The sequence below is a fragment of the Pararhodobacter zhoushanensis genome (genome assembly GCF_025949695.1).
Lineage (GTDB): Bacteria > Pseudomonadota > Alphaproteobacteria > Rhodobacterales > Rhodobacteraceae > Pararhodobacter > Pararhodobacter zhoushanensis_A.
Map to the genome: position 1 here is coordinate 3,319,327 of NZ_JAPDFL010000001.1, position 19,037 is coordinate 3,338,363.

A 19,037-nucleotide genomic window follows, 5' to 3' on the forward strand; every position below is an offset into this window, starting at 1 on the left:
TCCTGGCGAAACCGGCGAAAGCGTCAGGCTTTGCCTTTGTAGATATCGACCAGCTTGCCCAGCATCGACAGCGCATCCTCGCGCGACCGCTGGAAGCTGTTGCGCCCGATGATCGAGCCGTTGCCGCCGCCATCGCGGATCGCGCGGGCGTCGTCGTACACTGCGTCTGCGCCTTTGGCAGCGCCACCCGAGAAAACGATGATCCGGCGGCCATTGAACGACGATTGCACGCAATGCTTGACGCGTGCGGCTTGGGTGGCGACGTCGATGGCTTCCTTCTCGTAGACCTTCTTGGCTTCGGGCAGCATCAGGTGGTCGGTCGAGAGCTTGATCTTGATGATATGCGCGCCCAGCAGCGCCGCGATATGGGCGGCATAGGCCGCCACGTCGATCGCCGTTTCGCCGTCCTTGGTGATCGCTTCCCCGCGCGGGTAGGACCAGATCACGGTAGCCACGCCCTTGGCGGCGGCCTCTTTGCGCATTTCGACGATCTCTTCGAACATGTCGAGCGCGCAGTCCGAGCCCGGATAGATCGTGAACCCGATGGCCGAGCAGCCCAGACGCAGCGCGTCATCGACCGAGGCGGTGATCGCCTGGTTCTTGCCCGCGGTGTCCGACATCAGCGAGTTGGACGAGTTCACCTTCAGGATCGTCGGGATCTGCCCGGCGAAGGTATCGGCGCCGGCTTCCAGCGAGCCCAGCGGCGCGGCATAGGCCGAGAGACCGGCGTCGATCGCCAGCTGGTAGTGGTAGTGCGGGTCATACCCCGCCGGGTTCGGCGCGAAAGAGCGGGCAGGCCCGTGCTCGAACCCCTGATCCACCGGCAGGATGATCAGCTTGCCGGTGCCGCCCAGCTTGCCCTCCATCAGAATACGGCACAGGTTGGCTTTCACACCGGGGGTTTCGCCCTCGTAGTTGGCCAGGATCTTTTGAACGAGCTTGGTGGCGCGCATGGCGGGTCCCTCTTGTTTGACTGCTGGGGACAGGGATACGCGGGGGAAAGTGACACGACAATGGCGCGGTTGAGACGTTAGCGCCCACAGTCGGAATTTTCTGCGCCCGCGGCAGAAAACCACGCCAAATCAGCGCGATTTCGCCGGGGCCGGGCCGCGGACCGCCGTGGCGGGCCACTGGGATGGCGGATCGGGCGGCGGCGGTTCGATGCCCCCGCCGCCCGGGGGTTCGTCAGTGGTCGAAGACCAGCGAGCGGTGCACCGTCGCCCCGGCCCAAGACCCGTCGGCGACGGCCAGAGCCAGCGAATGCGGCACGCGCGCCGCGTCGCCACAGGCATAGATCCCGGGCCGCGAGGTTTCCTTCAGCGAGTCGGTGTCGATCTGCTGACCCATGGGGGTTTCGGCCAAGCTAAGCTCTGCCGCCTGTGCGATCCCGGTGGCAGGCGTAGCGCGCGAGGTCACGAAAAGCCCGGCGAAGGGTTTCAGACGGCGGCCGTCGGTCAGCACGACCTCGGCTTGGCCCTCGATGGCCGCGATCGGCGTCTCCTCAACGGTGATACCGTACCCGCGCATGGCGGCGGCGTGATCGTCATTCATGCTGAATGCGCCATTGATCAACAGGGTCACGTCGCCCCATTCGGAAAACAGCCCGACATGGCCGGTGATCGCAGGCGCCGAGGCGATGACGCCGATGCGGCCGCGGTTCAGCTCGTATCCGTGGCAATAGGGGCAGTGGAATACCGATTGCCCCCAGCGCTCGGCAAGGCCGGGGATCTCGGGCAGCGTGTCACTGACGCCGAGCGCGAGGATTACCCGGCTGGCGCTGAAAGCCGCGCCATCGCTCAGGTGGACGACAAAGTTGCCCTTTTCGCCCTCGATCCGGTTCGCTTCACCGTCATACCAGTCGAGATCCGGATACGCCTCGATCTGGGCGCGGGCCTTGGCGGCGATGACGGCAGGGTCTTCGCCGTCCTGAGTCAGAAAGCCCTGCGCGTGGCTGGCGAACCGGTTGCGGCGCTGGCCTGCGTCAATGATCAGGACATCACGGCGGGCGCGCAGCAGTTGGAGGGCGGCGGCCATTCCGGCATAGCCGCCACCGATGATGATGACATCGGGCATGGGATTACTCCTGTGGGGGGGGTCGTTTGGCGTCTGGCTGCGTGACGGCGCGCAAAGTCGCGCGCCAGCGTGGCGAGGGTGATATGGGCGAAGTGGTCGAGCAACAGGGCTTCGGCCTGAGCGAAGGCATCATGAAGGGCGGCGTTGACCGCCTGCTCGACGAGACAATCGGGGGTCTCATTCCGGTTGCCGATGGCAAAGACCGCGGGTTCGCCCAGCGCGTTGTGCAGATCGCGCAGGGTGACCTGTTCCAGATCGGCGGTGATCGTCCAGCCCCCCGAGGGACCGCGCGCCGAGGCGACGATCCCCGCCTCGCGCAGCAGGCCCATCGTACGGCGGACCACGACGGGGTTGGCGGTCATGCACTGGGCAAGGGTTTCCGAGGTCATCGGCTGGTCGTGTTCGGCCATGTGCAAAAGCGCATGCAGAACGGAGGAGAGGCGGCTGTCGCGTTTCATGTAACTTCATTTATTACGATTCGATCCGCGCGTCAAGATCGGGGCGGGACGGGGTGGTGTTTCGCCCGCGCCCGGCACGCCTTGCGGCGCGCAGGTCTTGGGCGACCCGCGCGCCGCCGTTCCGGCGGCGCAGGGGGCATTCTGCCCCCTCGGCCCGTGCCGGGCCTCACCCCCTGAGGATATTTGCAGAGCAAAGAGGCGCCGTTTCGGTCAGTCGAGGCGCAGGCCGCGGGCGCGGAAGAGTTCTTCGGCGATGATCAGTTTGCGCACTTCGGTGGTGCCGCCGCCCAGGCTTGCGATGCGAGCGTTGCGGTAGTGGCGGTTGACCTCGGTCTCCCACACGAAGCCCGAGCCGCCGTGGATCTGCACCGCCCGGTCGGTGACCTGCGCAATCATGTCCGCGCCGAACAGCACCGAGCCGGCGCAGAGGCGGTGGATCTCGCCCCTGCCCCCCTCGCCGCGCGCCAGTCCGTCGCAGGCCGAGAGGGCGCGGTAGGCATAGAGGCGGGCGGCGTCGATCAGCGTGGCCATCTCGGCCAGATGCGCCTGGATCATCTGGAAACTGCCGATGGGTTTGCCAAATTGCCGCCGCGTCGCGGCATAGTCGAGCGAGAGGTCGAGGCATCGCTGCGCCGCGCCGATATAGGGCAGTCCCAGAAAGGCGCGCTCGATGTCGAGGCCGGACATGACCACGCCGACCCCGGCGTTCTCGGCCCCCAGCAGATTGGCCGCCGGGACGCGCACACCCTCGAAGACCAGCTCGCCGGTGGGGCAGCCGCGCCAGCCCATCTTGGTTAATGTCTGCGCCACCGAGAAGCCCTGCGTCCGGGTGTCGACGACAAAGGCCGAGATGCCCTTGGCCCCGCGTTCGGGTGCCGTCTTGGCGTAGGTCAGCACCAGATCGGCGACCGGCCCGTTCGAGATGAACATCTTGCGTCCGGTCAGCACATAGTCATCGCCATCGCGCACCGCCTTGAGCGCCATCGAGCCCAGCGCATCGGACCCCGCCCCCGGCTCGGTCAGCCCCAGCGCGCCGATCTTGCGCCCGGCGATCAGGTCGGGGACGAAACGGGCGATCTGCTCGGGCGTGCCATTGCGCAGGATGTTGTTCAGGCACAGGTTTTCATGCGGCCCCCAGATGAAGGCGGCGTTGGTGTTCCAGTACCCAAAAGCCTCGGCCACCATGCCCGCCGACATCAGGTCCATACCTGCGCCGCCCAGATCCTGCGGCGCGGTCAACCCGCAATAGCCATCCGCGCCGAGCTGCGCGATCAGCTGGTCGGGGAACCAGTCCTCGTCATCCATGCGGGCGAAAAGCGGGTGCAGCCTGGCTTCGGCGTAGCGAAAGGCGGCGTCGTAGAGGGCTTGCTGCTCGGGCGTGGGGGTGAACTGCATGATTTATACCGCGCTGATCTGGCCGGGGGCCTCGGCACGCTGGAAGGCGGGGCGCGCCTTGAGCCGGGCGAGATAGGCCTGTGTCTGGGGTTTGTAGTGCTGGCTGATGCCGATCAGCTCGCCCAGATAGAGCGCATAACCCACGGCGATATCGGCGGCGGTGAAACGGTCGGCGCAGAGGAAATCGCTGTGCTCGACCCGCGCGTTCACCAGTTTGAGCCGCGCAAGGAACCATTGCGTGTAGTCGTCGACGACCTGCGGCTGGCGGCGGTCACCGGCCTCGAACCGGCCATACCGCAGGACCAGCGTTTGCGGGAAGGTCAGCGTGGCATCCGAGTGGTAGAGCCAGTTGAGCCAGTCGCCATAGGCCGGATCATCGGCGGCGACGGCGAGAGAGCCTTCGCCATAGCGGCGCGACAGGTAATGGGTGATGCCACTCGATTCCGTCATATGGGTGTCGCCGTCGGTCAGGTAGGGCACGGTGCCCAGCGGATTGACGCCCAGAAACTCGGGGTTGGTGGCGCGGGGCGGGAAGCCCAGCATGTGCAGCTGATAGGGCACGCCCAGTTCTTCCAGCGTCCACAGGGGGCGGAAGGAGCGTGCGCCTTTGCTATGCCATAGCTCGATCATGGGGACTCCGGGTCGAGGGTTATCAGGGGTTGGCGCGCGCGGACCTGCGCGCCTTTGGTCAGCGCAAGGCTGGTGATGCGGCCCGCGAAAGGCGCGCGGAGCGGGTGCTCCATCTTCATCGCCTCCAGAATGGCGAGGGTCTGGCCCTGTGTCACCCGGTCACCGAGCGCGACGTCAACGGCCAGCACGGTCCCCGCCATCGGGGCAAGGATGCGCCCGTCGCCCTGCTGGGCGCGGGTTTGCGCGGGCGCAAGGGTGATGTCGGTGAGTGTGAGATCGGCGAGATGGAGCGTGTCGCCGTCGCGGGCATAGGGCAAGGTTCGGGCGACGCCGTTCAGGCGGGCGCGGGCATGGGTCGGGGTGACGCTGTCCAGCGTGACACGGGGGCCGTCAGGGAGATGGGCGGTGGGGCCGTCCAGCGTGACGGTCACGCTGGCGGTGCCGGTGCCGGTGTCAAAGCGCCGGGTCAGGGTTGGGCGCGGGCCGGTGGTGAAGCCGAAGCGCGGCGCGGGGGCTCCGGCAAGGAGGAGCACGGCGAGCGCCAGCAATGCCGGGTCTGGCGGGGTTGGGGTGAGCGAGGGGTCGGTTGCGAAATCGCGCTCAAGAAAGGCGGTGGTCGCGTTGCCTTGGGCGAAGACCGGGTGCGCCAGAACGCGGCTGAGGAAGGGTTTGTTGGTGCGCAGCCCCAGTACTTCGGTGCGGCTGAGGCCCTCGATCAGCCGCTGGCGCACGGTTTCGCGGTCGGAACCGTGGGCGATCAGTTTGGCCAGCATCGGATCAAACCCTGCGCCGACCTCGACGCCCTCGGCCAGCGCATCGTCGCTGCGCAGGCCTTCGTCCGGGGCCCAGCGCAGGATGCGCCCGGTCTGGGGCAGGAAGCCATTGGCGGGGTCTTCGGCATAAAGCCGCACCTCGATGGCGTGGCCGGTCAGGGTGATCTGGTCCTGGCTCAGCGGCAACGGCTCGCCGCGCGCGACGCGGATCTGCCAGTCGACCAGATCGAGCCCGGTAACAGCCTCGGTCACCGGGTGTTCGACCTGCAGGCGGGTGTTCATCTCGAGGAAATAGAACGCGCCATCTTCGAGCAGGAACTCGACCGTCCCAGCGCCCTGATAGCCGCAAGCCTTGGCCAGCCCGACTGCCGCCGCGCCCATCTGTTCGCGCAGGGCGGCATCCACGGCGGGCGATGGCGCTTCCTCGACCACCTTCTGGTGTCGCCGCTGGATCGAGCAATCGCGTTCGCCCAGATGCACCACACTGCCGTGGCTGTCACCAAACACCTGCACCTCGATATGGCGTGGCGCGAGGAGCGCCTTCTCAAGGATCAGCGCGCCGTCGCCGAAACTCTTCTCGGCCTCTGATGCAGCGCGGGTCAGCGCCTCGGGCAGCGCGGCCAGCGCGCGCACCAGCCGCATCCCCTTGCCGCCGCCGCCCAGCGCCGCCTTGACCATCAGCGGCACGCCAATGCGCGCGCCCGCTTCCAGCAGATCCTCGGTCGCGCCGGGCAGGCAGGGCACCCCCGCGGCCTGCGCCGCCGCCTTGGCGCTGCCCTTGTCGCCCATCAGCGCGATCGCTTCGGGCGAAGGGCCGATGAACACCAACCCGGCCTCAGCGCAAGCCGCGGCGAAACCGGCATTTTCCGACAGGAACCCGTAGCCCGGATGCACCATCCCGGCCCGCGTCGCCAGTGCCGCCGCGATGATCGCAGGCCCGTCCAGATAGCCCGATACCGCGACCGCCAGATCGGCGGCAAGCACATGCGGCGCGCCCGCTTCGCCGGGGCCATGCACCGCCACGCAGCCATAGCCCAGCGCCCGCGCGCTGCGCATGACGCGCAGGGCGATCTCTCCCCGGTTGGCAATCAGGATCTTCATAGCCGCGCCACCCCGAACGTGTTGGGCCGCGTCACCCGCGCGCCCTCGGACGCGATCAGCCCCAGCACCAGCCCCAGAATATCGCGCGTCTGGCGCGGGTCGATGATGCCGTCATCTTCCAACCGGGCCGAGGACGCCAGCGCCGTCGTCGCCTCGGCCAGCATCGCTGCCGTGCCCTGCTCCAGCGCGTCAAGCTTGGCCGTGTCCGCCGCGCCCGCCCGCGTCATCGCGGCCTCGGTGACGATGCGCATCACCTGCCCCGCCTGCGCCGGACCCATGACCGAGGTGCGCGCGTTGGGCCAGGCGAAGAGAAAGCGCGGATCAAAGCCCCGGCCGCACATCGCATAGTTCCCCGCGCCATAGCTGCCGCCGACGACAAGGCTCAGCTTGGGCACCCGCGCATTGGCCACGGCCTGAATGAGTTTCGATCCATGCTTGATGATCCCGGCCCGCTCCGGCTCGGTCCCCACCAGAAAGCCGGTGGTGTTGTGCACGAACAGCAAGGGCACCCCGGCCTGATCGCAGAGCTGAATGAACTGCCCGGCCTTCGCCGCGCCCTGCGCGGTGATCGGGCCGTTGTTGGCGATGATGCCAAGGGCGTGACCCTCGACGCGGGCATGGCCACAGACGGTGCCTGCGTCATACGCGGGCTTGAAGTCCAGAAAGCCCGACCCATCCACCAGCCGCGCCAGAATTTCCCGGCAGTCATAGGGCTGCTTGGGGTCGGCGGGTACGATGCCCATCAACTCAGACGCCGGATATAGCGGCGGGACTCCCGCTGTCGCCGCGCTATCCTCAGGCCAGGGCAACGCGCTGATCACGGCCCGCGCCAGCCGGATGCCGTCTGCGTCATCCTCGGCCAGATAGTCGCCGACGCCCGAGACCTGCGTGTGCATCTCGGCCCCGCCAAGCTCCTCATCCGTCGCCACCTCGCCGGTCGCGGCCTTCAGCAAGGGCGGCCCGGCCAGATACATCGTCGCCTGACCGCGCACCAGGATCACGTAATCCGACAGGCCCGGCTGATACGCGCCCCCCGCCGTGGCCGAGCCATGCACCACCGTCACCTGCGGAATGCCCAGCGCCGAGAGCCGTGCCTGATTGGCAAAGCCGCGCCCGCCGGGGATGAAGACCTCATGCGCGTATTGCAGATTGGCACCGCCCGACTGGCTCAGACTGACCAGCGGCAGCCGGTTCTCGCGCGCGATCTCCTGCAGGCGCAGCTTTTTCGCCAGCCCGTCCGGCGTCACCGTCCCGCCCTTGACCGCGAAATTATCGACGACGACCACGCAGGACCGCCCCGCCACGCGCCCGACCCCGGCAATCGCCCCGGCGCCCGCGCCGGTGCCGTCCTTGTCGCCATAGCGCTTCCACCCGGCAAAAGGACACAGCTCCAGCCAGGGCGCGCCCGGGTCCACAAGCAGCGCCAGCCGCTCGCGCGGCAACAGCATCCCGCGCTTGGCGTACCGCCCGCGCACGCTCTCAGCCGCCATCTCGACCGCCTCGCGCACCGCCAGCACGGGTGCCAAGGCCGCTTCCATCGCCGTCGCATTCGCGGCGAACCCCGGCCCCGCCGCGTCAATTTCCGATGTCAGCCCCTGCACAACGCTGCCCTTTCATCTTGCCCGAAATACGCCCGGGGGCGGCGCATCGCGCCAGTGGGGGTGGAACCCCCGCGCGGGCCGAGGGGGCTCGATGCCCCCGAGGCGCGCCCCCCGCTCACCCGATCCCCCAGAGCGCCCGCGCCTCAGCCGCGCTGGCGACCGACCGTCCCGCCTCGCGCGCCACCCGTGCCAGAGCCTCGACCAGCGCGCCATTGCCCGAGGCGCGCGATCCGTCGGGCAGATAGAACGTGTCCTCCAGCCCGGTGCGCAGATGCCCGCCCAGCTCGGCCGCGCGGCGGTGCAGATCCCAGACTTCGGCCCGGCCGATCACCGTGGTCTGCCACGGGCAGCCCTCGGGGCGGTATTTCAGCACAAGCGGCAACAGATCCGGGTCGGCGGGCATCCCCGACGACACCCCCATCACGAAATTCACCTGCGGGCGCGCGACCAAGCCGACCTCGGCGAACATCGCGACTGACCGCACGATCCCGGTATCAAAGCACTCGAATTCCGGCTTTGTGCCCGTCTCGTCCATCACACCGACGATCTCGGCGATCTTGTCGACCGGGTTGTCGAACAGCATCGGCGGCCAGGCCCACTGCCCGCCCGAGCGCGTCTTGAGGTAATTCAGCGAGCCCGCGTTACAGGCCGCGATCTCGGGCCGCCCGGCGCGCAGGCAGGCGATCGGGCCGGACTGGTCGCGCCCGACGATGCCGGTGGTGAAGTTCAGGATCACGCCCGGACAGGCGCTGCGGATCGCCTGCGCCACCTCGACCGCCAGCGCGGGATCCCAGCTGGGCAGGTGCCCGCGCCCCGCGCCCTGCTGGCGGAAATGGACATGCATGCAGACCGCGCCTGCGTCCCAGGCCTCATGGGCCGAGGCGGCCAGGTCCTCGGGCGTCACCGGCACCGGGTGTTGGCGCGGATCGGTCAGCACGCCGGTCAGCGCGCAGGTGATGATGGCGGTGTCTGTCATGGGCCTCTCCCTGCGTGCCAGCCTAGCAAGCCGCGAAAAACAAGCAAGCGCTTGGTTGTTTTCCGCCACGTCACGGCGTAGACACGTCCCATGACCGCGCCCCTCTTCGATCCCGAAAAACCCCGCGACCGGCTGCTCTCTGCCGCCGCGCGGCTGTTTCACCGTCAGGGGTATGCGGCCACAACCGTGCGCGAGATCGGGGCCGAGGTCGGCATCCTGTCTGGCAGCCTGTTCCACCATGTCAAAAGCAAGGAGGATATTCTCTTTGCCGTCATGGACCGCGTCATCAGCGCCATGCTCGACGCCCTGCGCGCCGGGCTGGCGACCGCGACCGATCCGCGAACCCGCCTGCGCGCGCTGATCAGCGTCGAGCTGCACTATCTGCACGGCCCTGCTGCCGATGCCACCGGCGTTCTGTTCCACGAATGGCGCGCGCTGTCCGAGCAGCGGCGCGCCGTGCTGCTGGACGGGCGCAGCGCCTATTTCGCGCTGTGGCAGCAGGTGCTGACCGAGGCGCAGACTGCGGGTCTCACGACACTGGACCCCACGATGCTGCGCCAGTTCCTGCACGGGGCGCTTGCCTGGACCAGTTTCTGGTACAAGCCGGGCGGCGCGCTGGACCTTGAGGCGCTGACCGATCAGGCGCTGACCCTCGTCCTGCCCCCCTTGCGCTGACGGGGCCCGCGCCGCAGGATGCGCGCGAACTGGAGAGGTTTATGGACGATTTTGACAACCTTCTGCGTGCCAATCCCGCGCCCGCCCCGCAAACGCGCCTGCTGTGGGAGGCGGTCGTGACCTGCCTGCCCAAGCAGGATCTGGGCATCGGCCCCTATGGCGAACGGTTCATCGTGCCCATCACCGGCGGGCTCTTTCGCGGCGCCCCGGGATTCGAGACCCTGAGCGGCACGGTCCTGTCCGGTGGCGCGGACCGCCAGTTGCTGCGCGCCGACGGGGTCAAGGAACTCGAGGCGATCTACGAGATGCAGGTCGACGATGGCACCGTGCTGCATATCGAGAACCGCGTGACCATCGACGATCCCACCCCGAACGGGCGCTATGCGCTCTCGCATCTCAGAATTACGGCCCCCAAGGGCCGGTGGGACTGGCTGAACCGTCGGGTGTTTGTCGGCTCGATGAACAGCCTGCCCCCGGCCGAGGTGCGGTGAAGATCAACGTCTGGCTGGTCGAACCGGCGTGAACGACGCACCCGAACCGCAACCAGAGCTGCAACCGCTGCGCCCCTCGGCATGGCAGGGCACCGGACGCCCGCGCAGGCCGCTGGGGCTGGTCGGTGCGCTGGTGGTCTTCGCGTTCTGGCTGGGGCTTTCCTCGCTGGGGTTCTTGCCGGGCACCTTTGGCCCGATCGCTCAGGCGCCGGTGCCACAAGCGCTCGGCGTCGGGTTTCTGCTGCTGTGCCTGCTGGCGTTTCGCTGGTCGGATCTGGCGCTGGGCTTGCCCAGACCCGGCACGCAGCGGATCATGTGGTTGCCGTGGCTCTATCTGCCCGGTTTTGGCGCGCTGGTCGTCTGGGTCGGCACCCCTCCCGCGATACAGCTGATCGGGTTGTTTGGCCTGATGGTCTGGATTGCGGTGTCCGAAGAGCTGATGTTTCGCGGCATCCTGTTCCCGGCCCTGCGGCGTCGGCTGCGGATCTGGCCCGCGATGCTGCTGACCAGCGTGGTGTTTGGCCTGGTCCATCTGGGGAACGGGCTGGAAATGGGTGACTTCCGCCCCGCCGCCGTGCAATCCGTCGCCGCCATATCGACCGGCCTTCTGCTGCTGGCCATGCGGTTGCGCCGAGGCTCGATCTGGCCTGCCGTGGTGTATCACCTGTTGTGGAATTTCGGTGCGTTCTCGCTGGAACTCGCGCTGCGCCAGCAGGGCAAGGACGGCGCGCCGGCGCTGTTTTCACTGATGATCCTGCCGCTGATCGTGGTGGTGCCGAACGGGCTGTACGCCCTGTGGCTGCTACGCCATGCCAGGCGCGGCGACCTGCCCGGCGATGTCCCCGGCGCGCCCTGAGACCGGCCAGTCGGTGAGGATCGGCACGCTTCGCCCTTCGCCCTTTTCCGCAGCGCGGCGGGTGCTGGTCCTGCTGAACCCGGCATGGAATGCTGTGATGCGCGCCTTATGTCACGCACGCAAAACGTAACACCGGCAAATCAACGTGTTACAATGCGAAAAATTCCAGGTGGTAGCCGCTGTGGGACTCGAACCCACACGCTCATACGAGCAACGGATTTTAAGTCCGGTCTGTCTACCATTCCAGCAAGCGGCCACTGCTAACGTTTTCAGCACGTTGGGGCGTTGGGCGCAAGGGGCGTGCCGGGATGTTTGCGCGAGCGGTTCATGATTCTCGCCCCGGCCCCCGGCCTTGGGTTTCCGCCAAAAGCGTGTCGAAATCTGCGCCAAGGTTGACCGCTTGCAATGTGCCGTGCATCCGGTCTGGGACCGCCCCCCTGAAAGGCGTGACGTGACGATCGCCGACGATATCGGTTAACTTGACGTGTTGTCTCAGCTCATCACTTCCCCCATGATTGCAAAATTATCGCCTAATGCAACCCTGAGCTTGCCGAGTGTCCCTTCGTTCCCTGCGTTTCGAACTTGCCCTCTGTGCGGCGCTGCTCGGTATATGGTGCGTTCTGGCTGGGCGCTTCTTCTTGGGAAACTGGGCACCGGACATCTCGGCGGTGTATATCGCAGGCTGGCTGTGGGCGAATGGTCAGGAGTCGCTGATCTACGCCGTGCCACCCGGCTTTTTCGGCGGCATTTCCGACACGTGGCACCCGGTGGTAGCGGTGCTTGGCATTGCCGATCTTGATAGCTTTCCTTTCCTCTACCCGCCCCTTTGGGCCGTGCTCGCGTCCGGCGGTGCCCGCGAAACGGGCCCGCAACAATTCGCAGACCTTGTGCTCATGTACCACGTCGTGCTGCTTGCACTCTGTGTTGTGCTGGCGGGCCGTATTGCCCGCCCTGCGTCGGTCTCGTGGAGGGCCTGGACCCTGATCGGCATTGCTCTGCTGTCGTTGTCGACGCCAGCCCTGCACGCACTTCTTCAGAACCAACCGACGATTACCGTGACGTTTCTGATCCTGGCCTCGGTCGACCGTCTGCTGGCTGACAAGGCTGCCAGTGCGGGCGTTCTGCTAGCGCTCGCGGCGGCGATAAAGCTGACGCCCGTTGTCTTCGTTCTGATCTTTGTGCTGGACCGCCAGCCCAGAGCAGTTGTTGCCTTTGGCGTGGCCGGTGCCCTGCTGGCGGCAACCTCGGTTGCGCTGGCCGGATGGCCGCTGCACCGCGCCTTTCTCGATACGATGGCAGCAATGGGGTGGCAAACCAGTTTTGGGGCGTTCAACCCGACATTGGGCAATGCCCTGCTCCCTTTGCTCTCAGCCCTTGGGGCAATACCCGCGCTTCAGCACCCGACTGACGTTGTCACCATACCGGCCGCGCTGGGCATCGGCTTGCGGCTTGCTGCCCTTGGCCTTGGAACGGCGGTTGCCGTCTGGCTTTGGCAGATCCCCCGGCGCGAGCGCCTTGTGTTGGGGCTTACAGCACTGTCCATCGCCGTCCCGCTGTTCGGGCCTATCGGGTGGCAGCATTACTATGTCCTGCCCCTGCTGCTGGCCCCCGGCGCAATCGCCCTCATGCCTGCGTCTCGCCGGTTTGTGGCCTCGGCGGTGGTGATCGCGGCGTCGGCTTTCCCGCTCTATGTCGCCTTGCGGCTCGGTGCCCTGCGGTTCACCGATCTTGCCCTGGTGCTGAATGTTACCGGTTGGGTGATGTTTCTCGCGCTTGTTTGCGCTGCGGGGAAGCCGGCCCAAGGGCGCGCCCGACCAGAACCAGCGCGCGATCCGTGACGCGGTGAGACCACGCCCGGTGGAAGCAAGGATCGCGAGTCACGGCCCCTTCCCTGCGCCCTTACGGCGGGACCGCTCGTGCCATTTTTGACATTGCCCTTGTCTAATTGACATGTATAGTGTCGACATGAAAGCCAAGAAGCTCTACGATCTCGTTTGGACGTCCCGCCCCCTGATGCAGGCCGCGGAAGCCTGCGTGGAGAACGGGCTTGCCGGCACCGATCTGACCGTCCGCATGCGTGCCGTTCTGGAAATCCTTCTCGCACAGGGCGCGTTGCCGGTTCCCGACATTGCCGCAAAGCTCGAAATTCAGCGGCAATACGTGCAGGTGATGGTGAATGAAACCCTGGCGTCGGGCTTCACGGCGCAGCACCCCAATCCTCGACACAAACGATCCCCCTTCTGGCGCTGACCGATCAGGGGCGCGCCGTGATCGAAGACATCCGGCAAAAGGAAATGGCGTTGATGACGCTCATCGCTGCCGATTTCGAAGACGATGACATTGCCACCGCCTTGAGGGTGATCGAGGCGGTCACCGCAAAGCTGAAACAGATGAGGGATGAACAGCCATGATGATCGCTTCTGTGCTTGGGGTGCTGGCCCTGTCCGCAGCGCTTTGGCTGGCGCTCGGGATCCGGCGCATCGGGGCGATCAGTCGCGGAAAGCCGATTGGCGCGCGGTCGGGGACGGCAGTATTGCTGATCGACCTGCAATCGGTCTTTTGGGATCACGGCCCCTATCCCGAGGCCGCGACATCGGTCGCCGAGGCCGCCATTCTCGATGAAATCAGCGCAGCAAAGCGGAACGGCCTGCCGATTATCGCCATCCGTCAGGAATGGTCGATCCCGTCGACCAAGGTGATCGCAAGGCTGGCGATGAAGGGCCAGGCGGTGGAAGGCACCCCCGGCGTCGACCTGGCTGCGCCTTTTTCCGGGCTTGTTGACCACGTCCTTGTCAAGCGTGTGCAAGACGCGTTTGAAACCGGGGATCTGGACAGGCTGCTTGCAACGCTGGGGGTTGGAACCCTGCGCATCGTCGGGCTGGACTTCAACTATTGCGTGCTGAAAACCGCCCTCGCGGCGCGCAACCGTGGGTACGCGGTAACGGTCGTGAAGCAAGGCACGCTGTCAGCGAAACCGACCGCGCAGGCTGAACAGCGCATGGCCACGGCGGGGTTGCACGTTCAATAGCCGCGAGTTCTGCGCAACGAGCCGTCGCCCGACCGATGAGAACCGGTCGGGCGCTTGGCGTTGGGTTTCTTCCCGCGGGTAACCCCGGCACGCCGCTGTTAAGCGCGTGGGCGTTTGCGGTCGGGGTCATAGACGGGCATGCGGACCACGGTGCCAGAGGTCCCCGCGACGGAAACGACAGTGCCTTCGACAGCCTGAGCCTTGGCGATGCGGGCAAGCGCCAGCATCTTCCCCTCCAGAGCCGGTGAGGGAATGGCCATGCTGATCGTCCCGACAGATGCGCCATCGACCGTGATCTCTGCCCCGTCCAGACCTTGGCTGTCTGCCGGAAAGGCAAGGGACGCCAAGGTCAGGTTTGTGCTGTCCTTTGACGCAGCAAGCGCCGCTTTGCCCTGAAACTCGGGCTTGGTCAGATCGACCGCCCATCCCATCCGGCATTCCCACGGGGTCGAGGTTTCGTCATATTCCAACCCGCCCATGATGAGCCCCGCTTCGATGCGGGCCATCATGAGACCCGCGCCCCCGACCGACCGCAAGCCGTGATTCTGGCCCGCCTTGGTCAGCGCGCGCCACAGGTCCGGCGTCTTGGATACGGGCAGGAGAAGCTCATAGCCAAGCTCACCGGTGAAGCCCAAGCGGCTGATCTGCATCGGAATTCCGGCGATGGCCACGCCATCGCGGAAATCATAATAGCGCAGCGCCGTGTTGGAGAGATCGTCACCGGTGAGCTCTTGCAGCAAGGCGCGCGACTTGGGCCCCTGCACCGAAATATGGGCATAGTCCGCGCCGCAATCGCGGACTTGGACACCCGGCCCGGCAGCAAGCGCAAGGTCGTCTGCCAGACGCGGGTTGGCCCCCATCACCATCACGCGGTCCGGGCCGTGGTAAAACACCGTGCAGTCGTCAACCATATGACCGTCAGGATCGACCACGACACCATACGCAACGCGCCCCGGTTTCAGCGCCGTTACGTCGCGCGAAAACACCCGGTTCACGCATTCCGCCGCCCCCGGTCCGGTCACATCAACCTTCAGCAGCATCGAGAACTCGATGACAGCCACGTGGTTGCGGATGGCGTCGCATTCGGCCGCCGGGTCGCCCCATGTGACGGGGATGGCAAAGCCGAAGACATCCATCCATTCCACCACGCCCTCGCCATAGAGCGGCGCGAGGGGGGTGGGTTTGAGCGTATCAGGAAAGCTCATTTCAGCGTCCTCCGCCAAGACTGGCCGACAGGCTTTGCGCCCCCAGCCGGTAGTCGTCTTCGGTCGCGCCAATAAGGCGACGCTCGCGGATGAAGGGCTGGTGGGTGTCGGGATCCTCGGTGTCAAACTCGCGGGCCAGTCGCGCCCCCGAGAACGTGGCCTGTGCAATCATCCCCGGTGTGTGGGCATCACCGATCAGATGGATCGAGTCGATACCGGCCTCTTTCAGCCGCTCTGGCTGGGCCTGCAACTGATCGTAGATCGCGCATTCCGATTTGCGGTACGTGACCATCAGGACCGAGTCATAGGCGGTTTCCGTTTCCTCGGCGGTCCATTTGTTCACCGACGTCACCTTGCCGCCCTCGACCGAAAGCGCGAAGTGCAGCGGCACCAGTTTGACGCCCAGTTCCATCAGCTTCATGTGCACCCGCTGCTCTTCCAAGGTGAAGCGCAGATAGGGGCCGACACTTTCATTATGGGTCAGATAGGTGACTTCATGGCCTTTCTGAGCAAGGTCGATCGCCACCGCTGAACCCATGTAATAGGCGTCATGGTCGATCACCACGACGCGCTTGCCCACGGGCTTGCCATCCCGGATATACTGGTCAGGCGTCACGATTTCGGGTCTGGACGCATCGGCGCCGACGATGTGGTCATGGATCGGCGCGCTGAGACCCTCGGTGTCCCAGCTGGAGCCGGTGGCAAAGATCACATGCTGCGCGCCATAGCTCAGAATGTCATCGATGCTGAGCTTGGTGTTCAGCTCGATGCCCACCCGGGTGTGCAGGCTGAGCTGGGTCTTGCGCCAGTCCACCACCCGCTTCCATGTCCCGAAATCCGGCAGTTTGGTCACCCAGTTGAGATGCCCGCCCACCGCCGGTTGCGCATCGACAAGCTGCACGGTTTCATAGCCGCGCTTGCCCAGAACCATGGCGCATTCCAGCCCGGCCGGGCCAGCGCCGACCACCATGATCGCGGGTTCGGCGTTGCGGGTGGGCACGAAGATCTCGGGATGCCAGCCGCGCCGGTATTCCTCGCCCGCCGTCGTGTTCTGGGTGCACCAGATCGGCGGACCACCCTTTTCCCAGCGGCTGACACAGACATTGCAGCCGATGCATTCGCGGATGTCCTCGTAGCGGCCATCCCTGATCTTGTTGGGCAGGAAAGGGTCGGCAATCGAGGGTCGCGCCATCCCGATGATGTCGCATTGCCCCGAGTTGATCGCCTTGACCATCACATCGGGGTCGGTGAAGCGGCCCACGTTGATGACAGGCTTCTTCGAGACGCTTTTGGCGTGCCGGGTGTAGGGGGCTTCGTGGTTCGTGTCGAAAAAGCGCGAGGAACCGGCGTCTTCGCCCCAGTTCAGCGTGCCGATGTTGATGTCCCAATAGTCGACAAGATCATCCAGCAGCGCGACGAATTTCACGCCCTCGTCTTCAGCCCGCACACCCAGATCACCATAGCCAAAGGGCGCATCCAGCGTGTCGATCGGGAACCGGATGCCGATGGCGCAATCCTTGATCTCGTCGCGCATCATCTGCATCAGTTCAACGGTGAACCGCGCCCGGTTTTCAAAGCTGCCGCCATAGGCGTCGGTGCGTTTGTTGTTCCATGGATAGAGGAAGTAGTTCGGCACGGTGGCCAGACCGCAGAACACGGTCAGCAGGTCAAAGCCGGCCTCGCGCGCCCGCAACGCGGCGTCGACGTGATCGCGCTGCATCTTGCGGATGTCGCGCAGGGACATTTCCCGCGCGCTGGACATGCCTTCCATCTCGTTCGGAATTTGCGAGGGTGCGCGGTTCGGCATGCGGGTTTCGGCGTTGAAGCAAAAGCTCGACCCGTGCGTCAGCTCAACGCCGGCAAGGCAGCCGTGACGATGGGCTTCTTCGGTCATCATCCGCAGGTTCTGGATATCGCCCTGATCAATCAGCTTGGACCCGACCCAGGGCATGGCGTCACTGTCCGGGGCAACCATGCAGACCTCGGTGAAGACGGCGGCAAAACCGCCCTGCGCCTTCATGCCCCGGTGCATGGCCTGAAAGCCGGGACGATCCGATCCGGCGCCGTTGCAATGGGGCACCTGCCAGAAGCGGTTGCGCAGGGTCTTCGGCCCGATCTGGATGGGTTCAAAAAGGATGTCATGTCTGGGATCACGAGTCATGTGAGTGCCTTTCGTGTTCAGGTTTCGTCAGGGAGAGGTGAAGGGGCACGGAACGGACGGTCCCGGCCCCTGTCTGGACGCCATCAGTCGCGGTTGGCGCCCAATTTCGCGAAGTCCGCAGGTCTGGTCTGTGCCATCTTGCTGGCAACCAGATAGCCGATCAGGCCGAACAACGGCACAAGACCGGGAAGGATGTAAGACAATGGCGCGGTGGTGGCCGTTGCCGGTCCGAACCCGATCAGCGTGTAGGCCGCCATGCCCGCCATCATCAGCCCCGACACCACCGGAGCCAGAACCACTTTCCATGCGGGCTCTTGCCCGGGGTGTTTGCGAAAGTAAGCCACCACGGCAAAGGACGTGATCGCCAGCATCGTCAGCACCCCAAACACGCTGACCTGAGCGATCCAGGTGAACAGGTTCAACACCGGATCAAGCCCCAGTGCGGCAAAGACCAGCACCACGATGACAGCCATGAGAGTTTGCACGACCGAGCCGACATGCGGGCTTTGGTGGCTGTCATGGGTGACCCCCATGAAGCCCGGAAGCAGCCCCTCACGCCCGGTGACATAGAAGTAGCGGGCGATGAAATTGTGCATCGCCTGAGCCGACGCGAATATCGACGTGACCAGCAGCACCCCCAGGATCATCGCAACCGTGCCGCCCGCGTATTGCTCGGCAAGAGCGAACAGAAAGAACGTCGGATCCGGCAAGGCGGCAATGGTGGGAACCAGCGCCTCGACTCCGGTGCCGACAACCATGCTCCATGTCGTGAAGGCGTAGAACAGCCCGATCAGCAAGATGGCACCGAAAGTGGCCTTGGGCACCGTCACCGTCGCGTCGCGCACCTCTTCGGTGTAGATCGCTGTCGCTTCAATTCCGATGAAAGACCCGAAGGTGAAAAGGATCGCCGCGACCGTGCCGCCCCCGGCAAAGATCAGCTGTGGATCAAGGATGTTATAGGTCAGATCCCCTGCCCCGCCCTTGGCGAGGATCGAAAAGGCGACGATCAGGCCAATGACAACTTCCAGCGCCACCAGAAGCATCAGCACTTTTGCCGAAAGCTCGGCTTCCTTGTACCCTAGGATGCCGACCAGACCCGTGGCGATCAGGCTCCATGTCCACCAGGGCAGGTTCAGGCCGAACTGCCCGAAAACCCCGGTGGCGACCCCGCCCAAGAGCCCCAGCAGCCCGAACATCATGGCGTTATAGGCCAGCACCGCGATGAGGGCGACGGCACCGCCGGCCCGGCCCCCCAAGGCGCGCGCGCTGTAGGCGTAGAAGGCACCCGCGTTGCGGACACGGCGGGCCAGCGTGACAAAGCCGATGGCCCAGATCGCCATGATGATGGCCATGATGACAAATGTGCCCGGAATGCCCGCGCCGTTGCCCAGCAGCATGGCTATGGGGATGGCTCCGGCAATCCCCGTCAGGGGGGCCGCCGCCGAGATCACCATAAACACCAGCAGGCTGAGACCGATCGAGTTCTTCTTTAAGCTATGCACCTGAAGCGGTGTCGCTTGTTCCATAGTTGCGCATCCCTGTTCGCATCGTTCTAGTTTTTTTGCCCCCTTCCCCACGCCTTGAACAAAGGTCGGCCCTGACGAGCCAAGCGGG

18 protein-coding genes and 1 tRNA gene are annotated in these 19,037 nt (G+C 65.7%); 7 read left to right on the forward strand and 12 right to left on the reverse strand.

Annotated elements, in window-relative coordinates:
- Positions 1–23: 23 nt before the first annotated feature.
- The 8 genes from OKW52_RS16490 to OKW52_RS16525 form a co-directional block, all read right to left on the reverse strand.
- Positions 24–953, reverse strand: coding sequence for a class I fructose-bisphosphate aldolase (locus OKW52_RS16490; RefSeq protein WP_264506682.1), 930 nt, complete (start codon positions 951–953; stop codon positions 24–26).
- 232 nt (positions 954–1,185) lie between these two features.
- On the reverse strand, positions 1,186–2,073 hold the full coding sequence (locus OKW52_RS16495; RefSeq protein ID WP_264506683.1) for an NAD(P)/FAD-dependent oxidoreductase: 888 nt from the start codon (positions 2,071–2,073) through the stop codon (positions 1,186–1,188).
- Positions 1,989–2,531, reverse strand: a complete 543-nt coding sequence (locus OKW52_RS16500) for an RrF2 family transcriptional regulator (protein ID WP_319800479.1) — start codon at positions 2,529–2,531, stop codon at positions 1,989–1,991. Before OKW52_RS16500 ends, OKW52_RS16495 begins: the two co-directional genes overlap by 85 nt.
- Positions 2,532–2,741: 210 nt before the next feature.
- A complete protein-coding gene (locus OKW52_RS16505) occupies positions 2,742–3,926 on the reverse strand; it encodes an acyl-CoA dehydrogenase family protein (RefSeq protein WP_264506684.1) in 1,185 nt (394 codons plus the stop codon).
- A gap of 3 nt (positions 3,927–3,929) precedes the next feature.
- Positions 3,930–4,556, reverse strand: coding sequence for a glutathione S-transferase family protein (locus OKW52_RS16510; protein ID WP_264506685.1), 627 nt, complete (start codon positions 4,554–4,556; stop codon positions 3,930–3,932).
- Positions 4,553–6,430: an acetyl/propionyl/methylcrotonyl-CoA carboxylase subunit alpha gene (locus OKW52_RS16515; protein WP_264506686.1), complete on the reverse strand. Its 1,878-nt coding sequence runs from the start codon at positions 6,428–6,430 to the stop codon at positions 4,553–4,555. The genes OKW52_RS16510 and OKW52_RS16515 overlap by 4 nt, the downstream gene beginning before the upstream one ends.
- The gene (locus OKW52_RS16520) at positions 6,427–8,031 is read right to left on the reverse strand and encodes an acyl-CoA carboxylase subunit beta (RefSeq protein ID WP_264506687.1); all 1,605 of its coding nucleotides are present in this window, start codon (positions 8,029–8,031) and stop codon (positions 6,427–6,429) included. The genes OKW52_RS16515 and OKW52_RS16520 overlap by 4 nt, the downstream gene beginning before the upstream one ends.
- Positions 8,032–8,146: 115 nt before the next feature.
- On the reverse strand, positions 8,147–9,007 hold the full coding sequence (locus OKW52_RS16525) for a BKACE family enzyme (protein WP_264506688.1): 861 nt from the start codon (positions 9,005–9,007) through the stop codon (positions 8,147–8,149).
- Positions 9,008–9,097: 90 nt separating this feature from the next.
- Between OKW52_RS16525 and OKW52_RS16530 the strand changes: the two genes are divergently transcribed.
- From OKW52_RS16530 to OKW52_RS16540, 3 genes are read left to right on the forward strand one after another with little or no spacing between them, the layout of a single operon-like run.
- Complete coding sequence (locus OKW52_RS16530; RefSeq protein WP_264506689.1) at positions 9,098–9,682, forward strand: TetR/AcrR family transcriptional regulator; 585 nt, start codon at positions 9,098–9,100, stop codon at positions 9,680–9,682.
- 41 nt (positions 9,683–9,723) lie between these two features.
- Positions 9,724–10,173, forward strand: coding sequence for a DUF3237 domain-containing protein (locus tag OKW52_RS16535; protein ID WP_264506690.1), 450 nt, complete (start codon positions 9,724–9,726; stop codon positions 10,171–10,173).
- A gap of 28 nt (positions 10,174–10,201) precedes the next feature.
- Positions 10,202–11,029 (forward strand): CPBP family intramembrane glutamic endopeptidase, encoded by an 828-nt coding sequence (locus OKW52_RS16540; protein WP_264506691.1) that lies wholly within the window; start codon positions 10,202–10,204, stop codon positions 11,027–11,029.
- 170 nt (positions 11,030–11,199) lie between these two features.
- On the opposite strand, the gene OKW52_RS16545 is transcribed toward OKW52_RS16540, so the two are convergent.
- Positions 11,200–11,285: transfer RNA gene (locus tag OKW52_RS16545), tRNA-Leu, on the reverse strand.
- Between the two features lie 382 nt (positions 11,286–11,667).
- Between OKW52_RS16545 and OKW52_RS16550 the strand changes: the two genes are divergently transcribed.
- From OKW52_RS16550 to OKW52_RS16565, 4 genes are all read left to right on the forward strand, one after another.
- On the forward strand, positions 11,668–12,867 hold the full coding sequence (locus OKW52_RS16550; RefSeq protein WP_264506692.1) for a glycosyltransferase family 87 protein: 1,200 nt from the start codon (positions 11,668–11,670) through the stop codon (positions 12,865–12,867).
- Between the two features lie 127 nt (positions 12,868–12,994).
- Positions 12,995–13,279, forward strand: coding sequence for a MarR family transcriptional regulator (locus tag OKW52_RS16555; protein WP_264506693.1), 285 nt, complete (start codon positions 12,995–12,997; stop codon positions 13,277–13,279).
- Between the two features lie 17 nt (positions 13,280–13,296).
- Positions 13,297–13,440, forward strand: coding sequence for a hypothetical protein (locus OKW52_RS16560; protein WP_264506694.1), 144 nt, complete (start codon positions 13,297–13,299; stop codon positions 13,438–13,440).
- Positions 13,437–14,057, forward strand: a complete 621-nt coding sequence (locus tag OKW52_RS16565) for a cysteine hydrolase family protein (protein WP_264506695.1) — start codon at positions 13,437–13,439, stop codon at positions 14,055–14,057. The genes OKW52_RS16560 and OKW52_RS16565 overlap by 4 nt, the downstream gene beginning before the upstream one ends.
- Before the next feature lie 98 nt (positions 14,058–14,155).
- On the opposite strand, the gene OKW52_RS16570 is transcribed toward OKW52_RS16565, so the two are convergent.
- The 3 genes from OKW52_RS16570 to OKW52_RS16580 all read right to left on the reverse strand — a co-directional run bounded on the left by OKW52_RS16570 (position 14,156) and on the right by OKW52_RS16580 (position 18,949).
- The gene (locus OKW52_RS16570) at positions 14,156–15,262 is read right to left on the reverse strand and encodes an aminomethyltransferase family protein (protein WP_264506696.1); all 1,107 of its coding nucleotides are present in this window, start codon (positions 15,260–15,262) and stop codon (positions 14,156–14,158) included.
- A gap of 1 nt (position 15,263) precedes the next feature.
- The gene (locus OKW52_RS16575; protein WP_264506697.1) at positions 15,264–17,423 is read right to left on the reverse strand and encodes an oxidoreductase; all 2,160 of its coding nucleotides are present in this window, start codon (positions 17,421–17,423) and stop codon (positions 15,264–15,266) included.
- An 83-nt stretch (positions 17,424–17,506) separates the two neighbouring features.
- Positions 17,507–18,949 carry an APC family permease gene (locus OKW52_RS16580; protein ID WP_264506698.1) on the reverse strand — a complete coding sequence of 481 codons (1,443 nt, stop codon included), beginning with the start codon at positions 18,947–18,949 and terminating at the stop codon, positions 17,507–17,509.
- Positions 18,950–19,037: the final 88 nt, after the last annotated feature.